This window comes from Nocardia sp. NPDC024068 (assembly GCF_040638875.1).
Lineage (GTDB): Bacteria > Actinomycetota > Actinomycetes > Mycobacteriales > Mycobacteriaceae > Nocardia.
The window spans coordinates 44,214-58,314 of record NZ_JBEZYU010000031.1 but is presented as its reverse complement, the minus strand read 5'-3'; the positions used below and the strand labels follow the sequence as shown (position 1 = coordinate 58,314).

The 14,101-nt window shown below is 67.0% G+C and carries 16 protein-coding genes and 1 other RNA gene; 10 read left to right on the top strand and 7 right to left on the bottom strand.

All coding sequences use genetic code 11. The annotated features are described in order from the left end of the window. Window positions 1-131 precede the first annotated feature (131 nt). From pgm to crcB, 3 genes are all read right to left on the bottom strand, one after another. Window positions 132-1,772 (bottom strand): phosphoglucomutase (alpha-D-glucose-1,6-bisphosphate-dependent), encoded by a 1,641-nt coding sequence (gene pgm, locus AB0F41_RS21535; protein ID WP_357426433.1) that lies wholly within the window; start codon window positions 1,770-1,772, stop codon window positions 132-134. A gap of 47 nt (window positions 1,773-1,819) precedes the next feature. Further along, complete coding sequence (locus tag AB0F41_RS21530; protein ID WP_357426431.1) at window positions 1,820-2,206, bottom strand: CrcB family protein; 387 nt, start codon at window positions 2,204-2,206, stop codon at window positions 1,820-1,822. A gap of 82 nt (window positions 2,207-2,288) precedes the next feature. Then, complete coding sequence (gene crcB / locus AB0F41_RS21525; protein ID WP_357426429.1) at window positions 2,289-2,720, bottom strand: fluoride efflux transporter CrcB; 432 nt, start codon at window positions 2,718-2,720, stop codon at window positions 2,289-2,291. Window positions 2,721-2,867: 147 nt separating this feature from the next. On the opposite strand from crcB, the gene AB0F41_RS21520 reads away from it, so the two are divergent. Both AB0F41_RS21520 and AB0F41_RS21515 read left to right on the top strand, forming a co-directional pair. Further along, the gene (locus AB0F41_RS21520; protein ID WP_357426427.1) at window positions 2,868-3,560 is read left to right on the top strand and encodes a helix-turn-helix domain-containing protein; all 693 of its coding nucleotides are present in this window, start codon (window positions 2,868-2,870) and stop codon (window positions 3,558-3,560) included. A 57-nt stretch (window positions 3,561-3,617) separates the two neighbouring features. Next, complete coding sequence (locus tag AB0F41_RS21515) at window positions 3,618-4,946, top strand: D-arabinono-1,4-lactone oxidase (protein WP_357426425.1); 1,329 nt, start codon at window positions 3,618-3,620, stop codon at window positions 4,944-4,946. Here AB0F41_RS21515 and AB0F41_RS21510 read toward each other — a convergent pair. Further along, window positions 4,911-5,654: a Sir2 family NAD-dependent protein deacetylase gene (locus AB0F41_RS21510; RefSeq protein ID WP_357426423.1), complete on the bottom strand. Its 744-nt coding sequence runs from the start codon at window positions 5,652-5,654 to the stop codon at window positions 4,911-4,913. The genes AB0F41_RS21515 and AB0F41_RS21510 overlap by 36 nt on opposite strands. Window positions 5,655-6,172: 518 nt before the next feature. Between AB0F41_RS21510 and AB0F41_RS21505 the strand changes: the two genes are divergently transcribed. The 4 genes from AB0F41_RS21505 (at window position 6,173) to ssrA (ending at window position 7,680) form a co-directional block, all read left to right on the top strand. After that, entirely contained in the window at window positions 6,173-6,370 is a 198-nt protein-coding gene (locus AB0F41_RS21505; protein WP_357426422.1) for a hypothetical protein, read from the top strand. Between the two features lie 73 nt (window positions 6,371-6,443). Then, window positions 6,444-6,680: a hypothetical protein gene (locus AB0F41_RS21500; RefSeq protein ID WP_357426420.1), complete on the top strand. Its 237-nt coding sequence runs from the start codon at window positions 6,444-6,446 to the stop codon at window positions 6,678-6,680. Window positions 6,681-6,729: 49 nt separating this feature from the next. Continuing rightward, a complete protein-coding gene (gene smpB / locus AB0F41_RS21495; RefSeq protein WP_357426418.1) occupies window positions 6,730-7,203 on the top strand; it encodes an SsrA-binding protein SmpB in 474 nt (157 codons plus the stop codon). 108 nt (window positions 7,204-7,311) lie between these two features. Beyond that, window positions 7,312-7,680, top strand: a transfer-messenger RNA (tmRNA) gene (ssrA, locus tag AB0F41_RS21490). Between the two features lie 135 nt (window positions 7,681-7,815). On the opposite strand, the gene AB0F41_RS21485 is transcribed toward ssrA, so the two are convergent. Together AB0F41_RS21485 and AB0F41_RS21480 are read right to left on the bottom strand one after the other, a co-directional pair. Then, window positions 7,816-8,157, bottom strand: coding sequence for a helix-turn-helix transcriptional regulator (locus AB0F41_RS21485; protein ID WP_357426416.1), 342 nt, complete (start codon window positions 8,155-8,157; stop codon window positions 7,816-7,818). Further along, window positions 8,154-8,537: a type II toxin-antitoxin system RelE/ParE family toxin gene (locus tag AB0F41_RS21480; RefSeq protein WP_357426414.1), complete on the bottom strand. Its 384-nt coding sequence runs from the start codon at window positions 8,535-8,537 to the stop codon at window positions 8,154-8,156. The genes AB0F41_RS21485 and AB0F41_RS21480 overlap by 4 nt, the downstream gene beginning before the upstream one ends. Window positions 8,538-8,674: 137 nt before the next feature. Between AB0F41_RS21480 and AB0F41_RS21475 the strand changes: the two genes are divergently transcribed. The 4 genes from AB0F41_RS21475 to AB0F41_RS21460 all read left to right on the top strand — a co-directional run bounded on the left by AB0F41_RS21475 (window position 8,675) and on the right by AB0F41_RS21460 (window position 13,041). Then, window positions 8,675-9,847, top strand: coding sequence for a hypothetical protein (locus tag AB0F41_RS21475; protein WP_357426412.1), 1,173 nt, complete (start codon window positions 8,675-8,677; stop codon window positions 9,845-9,847). Window positions 9,848-9,966: 119 nt separating this feature from the next. Further along, a complete protein-coding gene (locus AB0F41_RS21470) occupies window positions 9,967-10,869 on the top strand; it encodes a metal-dependent hydrolase (protein ID WP_357426410.1) in 903 nt (300 codons plus the stop codon). Between the two features lie 77 nt (window positions 10,870-10,946). Next, window positions 10,947-11,981: a PDR/VanB family oxidoreductase gene (locus AB0F41_RS21465; RefSeq protein ID WP_357426445.1), complete on the top strand. Its 1,035-nt coding sequence runs from the start codon at window positions 10,947-10,949 to the stop codon at window positions 11,979-11,981. Window positions 11,982-12,039: 58 nt separating this feature from the next. Beyond that, window positions 12,040-13,041 (top strand): alpha/beta fold hydrolase, encoded by a 1,002-nt coding sequence (locus tag AB0F41_RS21460; RefSeq protein WP_357426408.1) that lies wholly within the window; start codon window positions 12,040-12,042, stop codon window positions 13,039-13,041. Between the two features lie 67 nt (window positions 13,042-13,108). On the opposite strand, the gene AB0F41_RS21455 is transcribed toward AB0F41_RS21460, so the two are convergent. After that, on the bottom strand, window positions 13,109-14,092 hold the full coding sequence (locus AB0F41_RS21455) for a YafY family protein (protein WP_357426406.1): 984 nt from the start codon (window positions 14,090-14,092) through the stop codon (window positions 13,109-13,111). Window positions 14,093-14,101 lie beyond the last annotated feature (9 nt).

The window sequence follows — 14,101 nt, the reverse complement described above, 5'->3', positions numbered from 1 at the left end:
TGCCGGACCAGGTGCGCGATTGTCGTGCGGCCGAGTTGTTTCTCGACTCGAGACTCGTGGCTTCGCCACATGCGCTTCGAGGGCTGACAGCAGACGCGGGCCGAACCCTTGCAGGGCCGGCGGCTGGGGAACTACGTGCCTTCGGCCAAGGCCCTGCCGACGAGGTCTCGTGCCGCGTCCTGGACCTTCGCGAGATGGTCGGGTCCGTGGAAGGACTCGGCGTAGATCTTGTACTTGTCCTCGGTGCCCGACGGGCGCGCCGCGAACCAGGCGTTGGCGGTGCTCACTTTCAGCCCGCCCAGCGCGGCTCCGTTACCGCGCGCCTTGGTCGCGACCTCGGTGATCGGCTCGCCCGCCATCTCGCTGTCGGTGACCTGACCGGCGTCCAGCCCGGCCAGCAGTTTCTTCTCCACGGGGCCGGCGGGGGCGTCGATACGGGCGTAGGCGGGGCTGCCGTAACGCCGTTCGAGTTCCTGATAGCGGGCCGAGGGGCTCTCGCCGGTGACCGCGGCGATCTCCCCGGCCAGCAGGGCGAGCAGGATTCCGTCCTTCTCGGTGGTCCATACGGTGCCGTCCATCCGCAGGAACGACGCACCGGCGCTCTCCTCGCCACCGAACGCGAGACTGCCGCTGAACAGCCCGGGCACGAACCATTTGAACCCGACCGGCACTTCGTGGATATCGCGGCCCAGGACGCCCACCACGCGGTCGATCATGGACGAGGTGACCGCGGTTTTGCCGATCTTGCTGAGCGCGTCCCAGCCCCGGCGGTTGGCCACCAGGTATTCGATCGCGACCGCGAGGAAATGATTCGGATTCATCAATCCGCCGTCGGGGGTGACGATTCCGTGCCGGTCGGCGTCGGCGTCGTTGCCGGTGGCGATGTCGTAGTCGTCGCGAATAGCTACCAGCGAGGCCATGGCGTCCGGCGAGGAGGGATCCATCCGGATCCGGCCGTCGCTGTCGAGGGTCATGAAACTCCAGGTGGGGTCCACGGTGGGATTGACCACTTCGAGTTCGAGGTCGTAGCGCTGGCCGATCTCCTCCCAGTAATCCACGCTGGCGCCGCCCATCGGGTCGGCACCGATCCGGATACCCGCGCCGCGGATGGCATCCAGATTCAGGACGGCGGGCAGATCGCCGATGTAGTGGTCGAGGTAGTCGTAGCGACCGGCGGCGTCCATCGCCTGCGCCAGCGGAGCGCGTTTCACCTCGGCCAGTCCACCGCGCAGCAGCGCGTTGGCGCGTTCGGCGATGGCGTCGGTGGCGCCGGTATCGGCCGGACCCCCGTGCGGCGGGTTGTATTTGATCCCGCCGTCGCGCGGCGGGTTGTGCGAGGGGGTCACCACGATGCCGTCGGCCTGGCCGGCGGTCGCCGCGCGATTGTGGCGGACGACCGCGTGACTCAGTGCGGGCGTCGGCGTGTACCGGCCGCGGGCGTCGACCACCGCGCCGACCTCGTTACCGGCCAGCACCTCGAGCACCGTGGTCCAGGCGGGTTCGGAGAGGGCGTGGGTGTCACGGGCCAGATAGACCGGCCCGGTGATCCCGCGGCGGGTCCGGTATTCGACGATCGCCTGGGTGATCGCCAGGATATGGGCTTCGTTGAAGGAGGCGTCCAGGCTGGAGCCGCGGTGACCGGACGTTCCGAAAACCACCCGCTGTCCGGGTTCGCCGGGATCGGGAACGCGGCTGTAGTACGCGGTCACCAGTCCCGGAACATCCACCAGATCGTCGGGGCGGGCGGGCCGTCCGGCTCGGTTGTGGGCCATGTTCGGATCTCCCTTCGTGGTCGGCCGCACGCGGCTGGTCATCATGATCATCCGAACAGTCCCGCGATCGTGGCGGCGAGATAGACCGCGACGAGGCAGATCCCGGCATTGAGGACGATATTGGCGAGCGCGTACGCGTACGCGCCGCGGGTGGCGAGCACGACCGTCTCGTGACCGAAAGTGCTGAAGGTGGTGAGTGCACCGCAGAATCCGATACCCGCAGCCGTCCCCAGTACTCCGCCCGCGCCGACACCGATCAACGCGCCCAACAGCGCCGAGCCCACAATATTAACCGTCAGCGTGCCCAGCGGCAGCAGGGATTCCGAACGCAGGGTCACCGCATGGTTCAGCAGGTATCGGGCTGTCGCGCCCAGCATTCCGCCGAAGATCACCCAGGCGGCCGTCACCGGGCGCGCTCTCGCGAGAACGACCACCGGCGAACCGGACTCACCGCCACCACCATGACACCGACCTCTTTCGCTGGTACCGCCCTACGTTGTGCGTTCGTTCGCCGTACTACGTTGTTCCGTCCCGCCTGCCGGTGATACGACGGGTGAGCCCCATCCCGGCGACCACCGCGCCGAGGCAGACCACCACGGTTCCCACCAGGTATCCGAATGCCACGGCGGTGGTACCCGATTCGAGCAGTGTACGAACCTCGGCGCTGTAACTGGAAAAGGTGGTGAAGCCGCCGAGCACCCCCACGCCGAGAAACGGTCGGATCAGCCGATGCGGCGATCGCCACACCTCGGTGATCAGCACCATGAGAACACCGATCGCCAGGCAGCCGGTGACATTGGCGAGAAAGGTTCCCCACGGCACGGATTCGGGCCGGTGCGGCAGCCATACCGCGAGCCCGTATCGCGCGACCGCGCCGATCCCACCGCCCACCGCCACGACCGCCACGACGCGGGCGTCGATCGGCGCGGGCCGGGCGAATTCGGTCACTGGGCATCTCCGGAGCGGGTCACGGCGCGTCGGGGACCGGCGTCCACCACCGCGCCTGGGGGATCACCGACACCGTAACCGCAGGCCGTATCGGCTTTTCCCGCGGCCCGATCGAAACGATTCGACCTTAATTCGTAACTTGCTACCATGCCGGATGTGAATCTCGCCACCACTGCGGTCCGGACTCGGCGGCTCCGGGTCGACGCGGCGCGCAATCAACAGCGGATCGTCGACGCCGCCCGGGAATTGTTCGCCGATCGCGGTCTGGAGATCACGCTCGACGAGGTGGCCGATCACGCGGGGGTCGGCGTGGGCACGGTGTATCGCCGTTTCGCCAACAAACGGGAACTCGTCGCCGCGGTCTTCGCCGTTCATATCGAGGAATTCACCAGGGCCGCGGAGGACGCGCTCGGGGCGGACGATCCCTGGGAGGGACTGGTGCGCCTGTTCGAGTACGCGTGCCGGCATATGGCGACCAACCGCGGCTTCAGCGAGGTCATGCTCGAACTGCGCGACGATCCGATCCGCCTGGGCTGCGGACAGGATCGGGTCGGCCCGGCCGTGGCCGCGGTGATGGAGCGCGCGCGGGTGGCCGGAGTGGTGCAGCCGGAGATCGAGGCCACCGATCTCTTCGCACTGATCTACATGGTCGATTCACTCGCCGAGTTCGCCCGCCCGGTGGATCCCGATATCTGGCGCCGGTACATGGCGATCACCCTCAACGGCATCCGGGCCGATACCTCGTCGCGGCAGGCGCTGCCGGTGAACGCGCTCACCCTGGCCGAGGTGGAGCAGGCCAAGGCCGCCAAACCGGGCCCCTTTCCGGCCCGTCGCCGCTGACCACTCGGGTGCGCCGTTCCCCGGCGCGGCGGCCGCCGATCACCTAGAGTTGGACGTGTGACCAAGTTATGGGTGAACTGGGCCGGCGATCAACAGTGCGCGCCGTCCCGGCTGGCCGCACCGCGCGATCACGCCGAACTGGCCGCCGAGCTCGGACGCGCCGCCGAGGAGGGGCAGCACGTCCGGGTCGCGGGAGCCGGGCATTCGTTCACCGACACCTGCCTCACCGACGGCGTGCTGCTCGACCTGTCCCGGATGAACCACATCCTGGACGTCGACCGCGATACCGGCCGGGCCCGGGTCCAGGCAGGTATGACCCTCGCGGCGCTCAACGCCCAGCTGGACCGGCACGGCCTGGCGTTCCCCAACCTCGGCGATATCGATGTACAGACCATCGCGGGCGCCACGGCCACCGGCACCCACGGCACCGGGGGCCGCCTGCCGAATATTTCCGCCGCCCTGCACTCGGTGGAGCTAATGACCGCCGACGGCCGGATCGCCGAACTCTCGGAGGAGTCCGATCCGCGGGCCTGGCGCGCGGCACGGGTAGGCCTCGGGGCCCTGGGTGTGGTGACGGCGTTCACGGTCCAGCTCGTCGAATCCTTCGTCCTGGAGGGAATCGAGCGGCCGGTACCGGTCGAGGACGTGCTCACGGAACTGGACTCCTATATCGACCACAACGACCATTTCGAGTTCTACATGTTCGCGCACAGCCCGATCGCGATGACCAAACGCAACAACCGCGTCGAGTTGCCCGCCGCACCACGCGGCGAGTTGGTGGACTGGTTCGCCGATGTCCTGTTGTCCAACCACGCCTTCGACGCGCTGTGCCGGGTGGCCCGGCGGCGTCCGGCCCTGATCCCGTGGATTCATCGCGGCGCGGCCTACGCGGGTAGCTACCGGCGTCAGGTCGATCGCTCCTACCGGGTGTTCACCAGCCCCCGGCTGTTCCGGTTCACCGAGATGGAATACGCCGTCCCGCGCGAGCATTCGGTCGCCGCGATCCGCGAGATCAAGGAGACCGCCAAGCGGTTCGACAGTCCGATGCCCATCGAGGTGCGCTGGGTGGCCGGCGACGACGCGTTCCTCTCCCCCGCGGGCGGCCGCGCGACCTGCTATATCGCGGTGCACCAGTACCAGGGCATGGAGTACGAGCCGTTCTTCCGCGCCTGCGAAGCGGTTTTCGATCGCTTCGACGGCCGGCCGCACTGGGGCAAACGCCATTTCCAGACGGCGAGCACCCTCCGCGAGCGCTACCCGGATTGGGACCGGTTCGCCGAGGTGCGCCACCGTTTCGACCCGGAGGGCAGGTTCGCCAACGCCTATCTCGATCGGGTCCTGGGCCCGGTCTCAGCGACCCAGGATCAGATCGACCAATCGAGGTAGCGCGGTGCCGATGGGTTCGCGTACGACCTCGGTCGCCAGCGAATCGTACGGTGTGGGTTCGGCATTCACGATGATCAACGACGCCCCCGCGGCCACCGCCCGCCCGCACAGCGACGCCGCCGGCTCGACCTGCAGCGAGGTGCCGATGGCGAGGAAGATCTCCGCCGTCTCCGCCGCCAGCGCGGCCTTCATCAGCGTGCGCTGATCCAGCGCCTGGCCGAACATGATGACATCGGCCTTGAGGATGCCGCCGCACTCCGGACAGGGCGGATCGGATTCACCCGCGGCGACGCGTTCGAGCGCGGCCGCCATGCTCGCGGTGTAGGCGCAGCCCACACACACCACATCGAACATGTTCCCGTGGATCTCGACGACCCGCTGCGGAGCCGATCCGGCCTGCTGATGCAGCCGGTCGATGTTCTGGGTGATGATCGTGACCCCGCGCCCGGAGCGCTCCAGCTCGACCAGCGCGCGGTGGGCGTCGTTGGGCCGCGCTCCCCACGCCGGATTGTCCCGGCGGGCCAGCCACGACCGTTCCCGCAGACCGGAGTCGGCCAGGTAGTTGTCGTAGGTCGACAGCAGCTCCGCTATCGGATCTTCGGTCCACACTCCTCGCGGGCCGCGGAAATCGGGGATTCCACTGTCGGTGGAGATTCCGGCGCCCGTGAGTACCGCGATACGACCGGTGCGCTCGTACCACTCGGTCACCGGCGCACCCCGCGCACCGCGGTTCCCGCACGGAATGGCAGACGGCGGCGAGATGCCCGGAGGTCTGAAATCGGCATGCCCACCAGCTTAGGCAACCCGTGATCGCCGCATCCCTTATCACAGCCCGGGATGATGCCGGGCAAATATTTAGCAATCGATTTACCGACTTCCGGTCTGTTATTCAACCGTTTCGGAAACCTACGGTCCCGTACCGTCCCATACGGCCGTGCAGGTCCCCGCCAACTGCCGATTTACCCTGCCAGATCACGCCCAGATCGCGGTAACAGACCGCCCATCGGCGCTAGTTGTGACCCTTTTCTCCAGATTTGCTGCGCGGTATCCAGACAGAGATTTGTCCGTTACGCTGAACACAGTTGCCGCACCGACACCGAGACGGAGGTCACGCCATGGCCAGCCATTACGCACCTCGCACGGCAGACCTGCGGGTCGGTTCCCGGCCTGCGGAGAACTACGGCAGTAACGGTTTGATAACCAATCCCGTGGGGTACCCGGAACCAATGGCAGCCCTGCGCAATCGACCCGCCCGGATCGCCGGCATGGAATGGGGTACGGCGCTGCTGGCTCTGGCCACGTGCCTGATCTTCAGCACCGGAATCGCCGCCCTCACCCAATCGCTGGGCACCGCCCTGATCGCCACTGTTTCGATTCTGGCCGGTCTCGGGGTCGCCCTGCGCATCCTCAGATCTCCACGCTGAGGGGTCTGCGCGCCGATCCGGTCACCAGCGCGCATCACCCCCGAATTCCTCGTGACGGGGTTACTCTGCGTGCATGCCACCCGGGGATGACTCCGATCAAGCGACCGGCTCGGAAATCGGTGGGCCCACTGCCGGCGAACCCGCCGATGCCGCTCCCGCACGCGGGCCACATATCGATCCCGCTGTCGAGATCGGCTGGCTGGGCCGGCGGATACCCCGCCCCCGGCGCCGCCCCAGACCGACCACGGTACTGCTGGTCGTCGCTTTCACCGCGGTGCTCGTTCTCTATCTCATCCTGCAACCCGCCTGAGTGACGACCGGGAATAATCCGGTTGCCGCTGCGCTTTAAGGTTGTCGATATGAAGGAGAAAGGGCGCAAGGTCATCGCGACCAACCGCCGGGCACGGCACAACTACACGATCCTGGACGTCTACGAGGCCGGGATCGCGTTGGTCGGTACCGAGGTCAAGAGTCTGCGCGAGGGTAAGGCCTCACTCGTGGACGCCTTCGCGACCGTGGACAACGGCGAGGTCTGGCTGCGTGGCCTGCACATCCCGGAGTTCGGTTACGGCACCTGGACCAACCACTCCCCGCGCCGGGTCCGCAAACTGCTGCTGCACAAACGGGAGATCGAACGCCTGGTCGGCAAATCCCGTGAGGGCAACCAGACACTGGTACCGCTGTCGATGTACTTCTCCGACGGCAAGGTGAAGGTCGAACTGGCCCTGGCCAGAGGTAAGCAGGACTACGACAAACGCCAGGACCTCGCGCGGCGCACCGCCGAACGCGAGGTCACCCGCGAGGTCGGGCGCCGGATCAAAGGCATGCGCTGACCCGCCACCCGGGACGGTGCGCCGATGGTCCGGCCGCCTGGAAAACGGGAATGAACGACACTGTCCGAAGTGTTAGCATGACAAGCCCGGCAAGGTGCCGGGACGTACGGGGCTGAACGGTTTCGACTGCGTACGTTGATTCAGGGGAAGCGTGTCGGTGCAGGCAAGAGACCACCGTAAGCGTCGTTGCAACCAATTAAGCGCCGATTCCAATCAGCGCGAGTACGCTCTCGCTGCCTAAGCGATAGCGTCTCTGTCGGCCCGAGGTTCGCCCTCGGCTTCGGTGCCGGCATCAGCTAGAGGGCTCACCGTGCGGCTCGGTCGCGGAGTCGTACGGGACATCTCACAGCGACTGGGATCGTCATCCCGGCTTGTTCGCGAGACCGGGAGATCCGAGTAGAGGCACAGCGAACTGCACACGGAGAAGCCCTGGTGACGCGGCGGAGGACCCGGGTTCGATTCCCGGCAGCTCCACGAGACTCCCCATCTGTTTCGGCAGGTGGGGAGTTTTTTGTCCCGTGCTTCCAGGCTCAGCGCGAAACCACCGCCGAGCTTGACCGGCCCGCCCGAGGCGGCCACGAGGCCGACGGCCGTTCGGGTCGAACGACCGGTTCAGGCGGCATCGCTGTGGTGGCCGGTGAAAGTCACTCGGGTGTCCTCGACATCGAGGGCGATGTTGAGAGTTGCGTCGAGCGCGTCTGCGAGCTTGGCGAGCAGAGGAAGTGTCGGCACTGTGTCGGATCCTTCGATACGCGAGACTTTCGCCTGGGTCAGCCCGGCTCGTTCGGCCAAGTCGGCTTGAGTGAGTCCGAGTTCGGTGCGGCGGTCGTAGACAGCTTTGGCCAGTGCCATGGACAGCCGGATCTCGCGGCGAGCCTCGGCGACATCACTATGTTCGGTATACCCCTCAGTGAGGCTACGTTCCTGGCGGGTCTTCCAGCGTGCGTGGCTCATCGGTCCAGTTCTCCCTTCTCTACCGTGCGGCAGAATTCACGGTGGGCAGGCTCATGTTCGGCCTGGCAGGTCTGCTGGGCGAGCTTCGCACGTTTAACCTGGGCGTCTTCTCGCATGCGAGTCTTCCGGAACACAGTCAGCAGGATGGCTCGTTTGCCGGGTGCAAGCCAGTAGGTGATGCGCATGGCGGCACCGTCCAACGTCGGACGCAGCTCGCGTACTCCGTCGCCGAGATATCGCGTGTAAGGCTCACCCAACAACTCTGCCTGTTCAGCGAGCAGCCCGACGTACTCGTCGATCTTGAGGAAGTGTCTCGCCGGCAACGACTGGAGCCAGTCTTGGACTTCGGGCTCAATTTCGATGGTGAACAGTTCACCCACGGCGCCCAGAATATATGTCGTAACCGACATATAGCAAGGGTGTGCGGGCAGTATCCCTGACATCCGTCAACGGATAGCCGGCCCGGCCTGGCGAAATCGGCTTGTCCCGTCGCTGGAGCCGCCGCATCATCAGTAGGGTGAGTAACCCGCCCGAGGATGGACGTACCCGGATCATCGAAGGCCTGTTGAACTGTGACGGTGGATTCATCGCCGCACCAGAGTGTCTCGGCGCGACCTTCGATACCCTAGTCGGCGGTCGTGAAGTGACTTTCGAAGCGCCCGGACTGGTGTCCGAGACGATCCTGAACTCCGACCCGCCGGAACAGTTGCTTTTCATAGCCGAACCCCGCTGGCGGTCATTCAACGCTGCCGAGCTGGACGAAAGGCGGCCATGGGACTACTTCGATCACCGGGGGCGGGTTCACGACAAGTACAACAGTTGGGGGACAGTCACCGTTTCGAAAATTGGTGCAGATGGTACGACGACCGCCGAATCGGTCTTGATCAGGAGATTTCGTTACTACGCCGAAGTTCGCGGCGGACCCGATGATCTTCAGATCGCCGTCCGCGGTATCGGCGAAGAGATTATGGGGTGGTGGTCCCTGTTACGCGCGTGGCTCGAGATAACGACCACTCAAGACCTGTCGCGAACGCCGCTGTCGATCTTCGACCCGCATGCCGTGTTCTTCGAGAAGATGTGGACAGCGGCCAGTGATGGTTCTGTGGAGATAATTCCCTTTGACGAGGGTCGTTTCGAGGTCAATTATCCTTACCCAGCTCGTGCGGTGGACAACAACCTGCTGCGTTGGTGCGCCGAGCAGGCCGCCAACGGGCAGCGGCCACCGCTGGAGTGGCAGCTCATACGCGACGCTCGACGCTCCCTCCAGCACAACGAACTGCGCAGATCAGTGATCGATGCGGGCACGGCCGCCGAACTCGCGCTTACCCGGCTACTCGACAGATCCCTCCACCAACTACCCGAGAGTGTGGTTGACGCACTGCTCAGCAAATACCAGATGCTCGGGCAGAAGACCCAGCTGTATCGAAAGTTCGGCGGCACTCTGCCGTCGAACTTTCAGCAGCTGCTCATCGAACCGCGCAATCGGGCGGCCCACACCGGAGCGGAACCCTCACACGCTGACGCAGAGCAAGCACTGACGGCCGCGACCGAAATTGTCACACAAGCCAGTCCGCTGCCCCGCCAGCGCGGCGCCGATGAGGGCTATCGCCGTTTGCCATCTCATGCCGATCTGAACGATCATCCCGGGCCTGCTGGACCTGGTGGCGACCTGGAACCATCCGCCGGATAGGACAAATGCGGAACTATATGTAACCCATCGTCGCACTTATGGGTATGATCGCAGCACCGGGGCAATCTCCGGTCGCGACCTCGGTCACGGCCGGTGCTGGTGACGATCGAGGAGGATCGATGGGAGTGTTCGGCCATCCCGCGCGGCGGCAGGTGACTGATCCGGGCGAGGTAGCGCTCAACGCCCGCAATGTCAGTTTCGACTGGACCGCCGTTCCACTGCACTGGATGCGCACCGAGCCCGTCGCCTCCCATGTCCTGAACTCGCTGAACCTGCTCCTGCCCGAGGGCGAACGCAACTTCCTGGTGACCTTCGGGGAAGCGCTGCCCTTCGTCCGGGACGAGAAGCTGCGCGAGGATATGCTCGGATTCATCGGGCAGGAATCGATGCACGCCGAAACCCATGCCGATTCGCACGAATCACTGCTCATCGCCAACGGAATCGATCCGCGGCCGTTCATCCGGCAGACCGAGCACCTGTTCCGCACCACCATCGGACCGCGCCGCAGCACCACCACCCGCGCCGGCCGCCAGCAACTGGTGGACCGGCTCGCCGTCATCGCCTCCCTCGAGCATTTCTTCGCCTTCCTGGGCGACTGGGTGCTCAACAGCGAGTTGGAGAGGTTCGAGGCCGATCCGCGCATGCTCGATCTCTTCCGCTGGCACGGCGCCGAAGAGGTCGAACACCGCAATGTGGCCCACGACGTGGCCGAATACTTCGGTGTCGGCTACTTCCGGCGCGGGGCACTGATGCTGCTGGTCTTCCCCACCTTCCTGGTCCTGCTCGTCCGTGGCACCAAATTCCTGGCGCGTCAGGACCCGGCTCTGCCCGACCTCGGATACCCGCGGTTGCTGCTGCGCATTCTGGGCGCGATGCGCCGGGGGGCGCTGCCGGGAATTCCGTCGCTGCTGATCAGCGCACTGTCGACGTTCAAGCCCGGCTACACCCCGGAGACGGTCGGATCCACCGCGCAGGCCATCGCCTATCTCGCGAAATCCCCGGCGGCACGGGCGGCGTCGTGACTGTCACCGATTCCGGGCGGCCGGTCCCGCCCGTACCACCGGCCGATCTGTACGGCAGGCGCCGGGGTGATCGCACGATGCGGCTGCTGGACGCGGTCGTCAACGCCAGGATGCGCTGGACCGCCGCGACCAATCTGCGTGATCTACGACCGCGCGTCGACGACCGCCGGATCCCGGTGATCGTCACCGAGCGACACGTCGTGGCCTCCGACCAGGATGTGGTGAGCGTGCGGCTGGCCGCACCGGGCGGTGGACCGCTGCCCGCGTGGCGGCCCGGCGCCCACCTGGACCTCGAACTGCCCTCCGGGCTGCTGCGGCAGTACTCCCTCTGCGGTGACCCCCGCGATACCCGCGGCTACCGGATCGCGGTCCGCCGCATCCCGGGCGGCGCCGGATCGGCCGAGGTACACGACGATCTCGGAGTCGGCCGGGCGCTGGCGGTACGGGGGCCGCGCAACGCCTTTCCGTTCGCCGCGCCGGGCCACGGCTCCCCGGCGGCGCGGGTGCGTTTCGTGGCCGGCGGTATCGGGATCACCCCGATACTGCCGATGATGCGTCTGGCCGATGCGCTGGGCATCGAATGGACCGCGATCTATACCGGGCGCGCCCGCGCCACCCTGCCTTTCCTCACCGAGGTGGAGGGTTTCGGCCCGCGCGCACGGGTACGCACCGACGACCGGCGCGGTCTGCCCTCCCCCGCCGAACTGCTGGACGGTGTGGGTCCCGATACCGCCGTCTACTGCTGCGGGCCGGCCCCGATGGTCGCCGGAATCGCCGCCGCGGTCCGCGGAATATCCGGCGTCGAACTGCATTCCGAACGTTTCTCCGCACCGCCCGTCGTGGACGGTATGCCCTTCGAGATCCAGCTGTCCCGCGGCGGGGAGGTGATCGGAGTACCCGCCGACCGCTCGGCGCTGGAGATGTTGCTGCGGCGCCGCCCGGATCAGCCGTACTCCTGCCGTCAGGGATTCTGCCGGACCTGCAAGGTCCGCGTTCTCGACGGCGAACCCGAGCACCGGGATTCGGTCCTGACCCCCGCCGAACGCGCGGCCGGCGATCTGCTGGTGTGCGTATCGCGCTGTGCGGGCGGCCGATTGGTTCTCGACCTGTAGATCCGGCCCGTCCGAACCCCCACCACCCGGCATGTACCGACAGCACGAGGAGTGAAGCGTGACCGCATCGAGCACCGAGATCCCCGAGACCACCCGGACGGTCCACCACCGCGGATTCGACCTCGCGGTCTTCGAATACGGCGACCCCGAGGCCGAAACCGTGGTGCTGGTGCACGGCTGGCCCGATACCCACCACCTGTGGCGCGGGGTGATTCCCCTGCTCGCCGAACGATTCCACGTGGTCGCGTATGACACCCGCGGGTATGGGGCGTCCACCCGCACCTCCCGGGTCGCCGATTTCCGGCTCGACGAGCTCGCCGCCGATTTCTACGCGGTCGCCGACGCGGTGAGTCCCGGGCGCCCCGTGCACGTGCTCGCGCACGATTGGGGTTCGGTGCAGGTCTGGGAGGCGGTCTGCGAGCCGCAGGCCATCGAACGGATCGCCTCGTTCACCTCGGTATCCGGCCCGAATCTGGACCATCTGGCCGCATGGGTACGCGCCCGGCTCGGTAGCCCGAGCCCGCGCAACCTGTGGCAGCCGTTCACCCAGCTGCTCTCCTCGGCCTACACCGGGCTCTTCATGACGCCGGTACTGCCGCGGCTGCTGTTCGGCGCCGTCGCCACCGAGGGGCGGTGGCGACGGGTGATCCAGCTGATGAACCGGACACCGGCCTCGACCATCCACTTCGGCCCGACCCTGAAACAGGATATGGTCGACGGCCTGCTCATCTACCGGGCCAACATCATCCCCCGGATGCTCAACCCACGAGAGCGGACCACCGATGTCCCGGTCCAGCTGATCGTGGCGGGCCGCGATATCGCCGTCCGCCCCGCCGGTTACGACGATTCCGCGCGATGGGTGTCGCGGCTGCGGCGCCGGGATGTGCCCGCCGGGCACTGGATGCCGTTCTCGCATCCCGAACTGCTGGCGGAGGCGACGATCGAGCTCGCCGATGAGGTCGGCCCGGAGGCGACCGATTCGGGCGCGACGGTGCGCCTGCTCCCGAGCGCCGTCAAGACCTCGCCGCGGCGCGCGAACGGGAAACGGGCTGCCCGCTGAGCAGGTCACACCGAGCAGCTGAAATCCGTCCCCGCCGGCACACCGTAGTTCTGCGTGCGGGCGGCGATCAGGACGCGGGCGCGGGATCGGCGGTAGCCGCCGCACGCGAGAAATACTGACCCCAGGAACGGATCTGGGCGACGAGCTCCGGTGGCCCGAGTACCCGGAATTCGGCGCCGAGGGATCCCAGCGCCATGGTGGGCCAGTCGAGAGAGTCGGTGCTCATCGTCACCCGGCAGCGCTGCGCCGTCACGGTTTCGACGGTGCTCCACCGCCCGATCCGGGCACGGACCTCGTCGGCGCGGGCATCGACCAGGGCTTCGATGTGGTACGGGCGGGCGATACTGTCCACGCCCGCCCGGACGAACTCCGCGGCGTCCGCCACGGGCAGATCACGCGGCCGGAACCGGGATCCGTCGCCCTCCGGCCCGGTCAGCCGGTCGATCCGGAAGCTGCGCCAATCGTGGCGGAGCAGATCGAACGCGACCAGATACCAACGCCGGCCCAGTGATACCAGCCGATGCGGTTCGACATGGCGTTCGGTGCCGCTGCCGTCGGCGGCGGTATAGGAGAAACGCAGGCGTTCACTGTCCCGGCAGGCCAGCGCCAGGGTGGTCAGTACCGCCGGGTCCGGGCCCGGGCCGGGGCGGCCGCCCCATTCGGCGGGGACGGTCATGGCCCGGATCGCCTCGACCCGGCGGCGCAATCGCGGCGGCATCACCTGGACCACTTTGGCGAGGGCGCGCACCGAGGATTCCGCGACACCCGCCACCGACCCCTGCATGGCGGTCTGCAATCCGATCACCAAGGCGACCGCTTCGTCGTCGTCGACCATCAGCGGCGGCAGCGCGGCGCCCGCCGCGAGCTGATATCCGCCGTCGACGCCGCGTTGGGCCTCCACCGGATAACCCAGGTCACGGAGCCGGTCGACATCCCGCCGCAAGGTCCGCGCCGAGACTCCGAGCCGGTCGGCCAGCTCGCCGCCCGGCCAGTATTTGTGGGTCTGCAGCAGCGACAGCAGGCGCAGGGTCCGCGTGCTCGTATTCGCCATACTCCGATT

What these genes read in the sequence shown, in the direction of transcription:
- pgm (WP_357426433.1), bottom strand. Translation starts at nt 1,772, where the DNA reads ATGGCCCACAACCGAGCCGGACGGCCCGCCCGCCCCGACGATCTGGTG.
- AB0F41_RS21520 (WP_357426427.1), top strand. Translation starts at nt 2,868, where the DNA reads ATGCCGGATGTGAATCTCGCCACCACTGCGGTCCGGACTCGGCGGCTC.
- AB0F41_RS21505 (WP_357426422.1), top strand. Translation starts at nt 6,173, where the DNA reads ATGGCAGCCCTGCGCAATCGACCCGCCCGGATCGCCGGCATGGAATGG.
- AB0F41_RS21500 (WP_357426420.1), top strand. Translation starts at nt 6,444, where the DNA reads ATGCCACCCGGGGATGACTCCGATCAAGCGACCGGCTCGGAAATCGGT.
- smpB (WP_357426418.1), top strand. Translation starts at nt 6,730, where the DNA reads ATGAAGGAGAAAGGGCGCAAGGTCATCGCGACCAACCGCCGGGCACGG.
- AB0F41_RS21485 (WP_357426416.1), bottom strand. Translation starts at nt 8,157, where the DNA reads ATGAGCCACGCACGCTGGAAGACCCGCCAGGAACGTAGCCTCACTGAG.
- AB0F41_RS21470 (WP_357426410.1), top strand. Translation starts at nt 9,967, where the DNA reads ATGGGAGTGTTCGGCCATCCCGCGCGGCGGCAGGTGACTGATCCGGGC.
- AB0F41_RS21465 (WP_357426445.1), top strand. Translation starts at nt 10,947, where the DNA reads ATGCGGCTGCTGGACGCGGTCGTCAACGCCAGGATGCGCTGGACCGCC.
- AB0F41_RS21455 (WP_357426406.1), bottom strand. Translation starts at nt 14,092, where the DNA reads ATGGCGAATACGAGCACGCGGACCCTGCGCCTGCTGTCGCTGCTGCAG.